The organism is Vibrio fujianensis, from assembly GCF_002749895.1.
Classification (GTDB): domain Bacteria; phylum Pseudomonadota; class Gammaproteobacteria; order Enterobacterales; family Vibrionaceae; genus Vibrio; species Vibrio fujianensis.
Genome location: NZ_NBUS01000035.1, coordinates 68,679 through 71,787, shown reverse-complemented (window position 1 = coordinate 71,787; position 3,109 = coordinate 68,679). Strand labels below are relative to the sequence as shown.

Genomic DNA, 3,109 nt, shown 5'->3' with positions numbered 1-3,109 from the left:
CATCCCGAACGCCAACGCCAACCCGGGCAACATAATAGCCATCAGATTAGACGGCGTCACCAATAAGCCTAACACCAAGAACATACCGATTTGAGCGAGCCAGGTCATGCCATCAAGCACATTGAGTATTGAATGACGACTACGCGTTGGGCGGTTACCAAGCAAGAGCCCCACCAAATAGATAGACAAAATTCCACTGCCCCCTAACGCATTAGAAAGGGCAAAAATAATCAGTCCACCGCTGACCGTCAGGATGGAATAAAGTCCTTCTGGTAATTGCGTTTTGTTAATCAGTTTCCAGAGCAACCACCCACCCACTAAACCGAGCACTGCGCCTATCCCAAATTGCTGCACAAAGCTTAACGCCAAAAACCCAGCGCTTAATTCCACTCCTTGATGACCAAGCACCGTAATCAGCGTCACGGTTAAAAATACCGCCATCGGATCGTTAGTGCCTGACTCAATTTCCAGCGTGGCACCTACTCGTTCATTTAAACTTCTCCCTTTCAGCAAAGAGAAAACGGCCGCCGCATCGGTCGAGCCAACGATCGCGCCAACCAACACACCTTGCAACAAGGTCAGATCAAATAGCCAAGTCGCCATCAACCCTGTTAACAAGGTCGTTGCTGCTACACCAAAGGTTGCCAACGAAACAGAAGGCCAAAATGCGACACGAAAGCTGCTGACACGTGTGCGCATTCCCCCATCAAGTAAAATAATGGCCAGAGCGAGATTACTCACCAAATAAGCAAGCGAGTAATTATCAAAAACAATCCCCCCGACGCCATCTTCTCCAGCAAGCATACCGACAACTAAGAACACTAACAGAATGGGGATTCCTAACTTAGAAGAGACAGGGCTTAGCAATACACTTAATGCAATCAGTAAGGCACCCACCAGAAAAAAGCCATTAATTGTTATTGCGTCCACTTATCCTCCCAATTGTATCCATCATACCCTAGCCCTACGCATCACTATGTTAATCTAATTTCACCCAGTATTGTGCACGAATTCATAACCTCTTAACGAAAACTTTACGTAAATAATGTCAGGCACACCCTTTCTCTTCTTCACAAAACGTTGATACCACCACACCGCTCTGTTTAGTCAGCCATTCAGCTGGCTTATTATACTTTTGGCTACATTCATCAACCAACCTCAGCAAATAAAATCAAAAAATAAACATAACCAACTGAATATAAAAAAATAAAATAAAAAAAACGCCAGACTAAAGTTGCACAGATCCCTTACCGAAAGACTGCTAACCTACAGGTGTTAACAAAATTTTAACACCCATTACTATCGCAAAGGAGAAGGTTATGGCGTTCGAATCAACCAAACACGCACAAGCCTACTGGAAAGAAAACTTAACCATCATGGGCTCACTACTCGCCATCTGGTTTGCCGTCTCTTATGGGGCAGGCATTTTATTCGTCGAACCCCTAAACAACATTCAATTCGGCGGCTTTAAATTAGGATTTTGGTTTGCACAACAAGGTGCCATCTACACCTTTGTCGCCTTAATCTTTGTCTATGTCTGGCGTATGAACGCGCTTGATAAAAAATACCAAGTTCAGGAAGACTAAAAGGTGGATCATATGGATATTCAAACTTGGACCTTTATTTTGGTCGGCATCACCTTTGCCCTCTACATCGGGATTGCAGTCTGGGCTCGAGCGGGCTCAACCAGTGAATTTTATGTCGCTGGTGGCGGCGTCCATCCTGTGGCCAATGGCATGGCAACGGCTGCTGACTGGATGTCAGCGGCTTCTTTTATTTCAATGGCAGGCATCATCTCTTTTGTCGGTTACGATGGTACCGTTTACTTGCTCGGCTGGACAGGAGGGTATGTTTTACTCGCCCTATGCCTCGCGCCTTACCTGCGTAAATTTGGTAAATTTACCGTGCCCGATTTTATCGGCGATCGTTACTATTCTCGTACTGCGCGAATGGTTGCGGTATTTTGCGCCATTTTTGTCTCATTCACCTACGTTGCCGGACAAATGCGCGGTGTCGGGGTCGTCTTTGCCCGCTTCCTAGAAGTGGATATTAACCTAGGGATTATCATCGGTATGGCGATTGTGTTCTTCTATGCCGTGATGGGTGGCATGAAAGGAATTACTTATACCCAAGTGGCTCAATACTGCGTCTTGATTTTTGCCTTTATGGTGCCTGCTATCTTCACCTCACTGATGATGACAGGTAGCCCTATTCCACAAATTGGTTTTGGATCAACACTTTCGGGCAGTGATGAATACCTCCTCACTCGATTAGATGGTTTAACTCAGGAGTTAGGCTTCAATGCTTATACCGACGGAACCAAGAGTATGGTCGATGTGTTCTTTATTTGTGCCGCATTAATGGTCGGAACCGCCGGACTTCCTCACGTTATTATTCGCTTTTTTACCGTCCCTAAAGTTTCCGATGCACGCATTTCTGCCGGTTGGGCTCTACTATTTATCTCTTTTTTATACACCACGGCTCCCGCTGTCGCCGCCTTTGCGCGAGTAAATATGATAGACACCATCAATGGCCCAGACATGCAAGGGGTGACCGCAGCTGAAGCGCCAAGCTGGTATCAAAACTGGGAGAGTACAGGATTAGTCAAATGGGAAGATAAAAATGGCGATGGCAAAATGTTCTACTCAGGAGATGAGCGAAATGAAATGCAAATCAACCGAGATATCATTGTGCTTGCCTCACCAGAACTCGCACAACTCCCCAACTGGGTTGTTGCTCTGCTTGCTGCCGGTGGCCTAGCGGCGGCCCTTTCAACGGCGGCCGGATTATTACTTGTAATATCAACCGCCATTTCACATGATCTACTCAAAAAAGGCTTTAAACCCAACATGAGCGATAAACAAGAGCTTTTAGCCGCGCGGCTAGCGTCAGCAGTAGCGATTATCGGTGCCGGTTATTTGGGGATTAACCCTCCGGGCTTTGTTGCTGAAGTCGTCGCTTTCGCCTTTGGATTAGCCGCCGCCTCCTTCTTCCCTGCCATTATCTTAGGTATTTTCTATAAAAAGATGAATAAAGAAGGGGCCATCAGTGGCATGATCGTTGGCGTCATTTTTACCGCTGCTTATATTATCTACTTTAAATTCATCAA

Annotated in this window: 3 protein-coding genes; 2 read left to right on the top strand and 1 reads right to left on the bottom strand. The window is 46.1% G+C overall.

Features of this window, described 5'->3' with window-relative positions; translation table 11 throughout:
- The coding region (locus B7C60_RS17600; protein ID WP_245868434.1) for a potassium/proton antiporter at positions 1 to 930 on the bottom strand (930 nt) is incomplete at its 3' end.
- Between the two features lie 389 nt (positions 931 to 1,319).
- Here B7C60_RS17600 and B7C60_RS02335 point away from each other — a divergent pair.
- Positions 1,320 to 1,586: a DUF4212 domain-containing protein gene (locus B7C60_RS02335; RefSeq protein ID WP_099610254.1), complete on the top strand. Its 267-nt coding sequence runs from the start codon at positions 1,320 to 1,322 to the stop codon at positions 1,584 to 1,586.
- A 12-nt stretch (positions 1,587 to 1,598) separates the two neighbouring features.
- A partial coding sequence (locus B7C60_RS02330) for a sodium:solute symporter family protein (RefSeq protein WP_245868433.1) occupies positions 1,599 to 3,109 on the top strand: 1,511 nt, incomplete at its 3' end.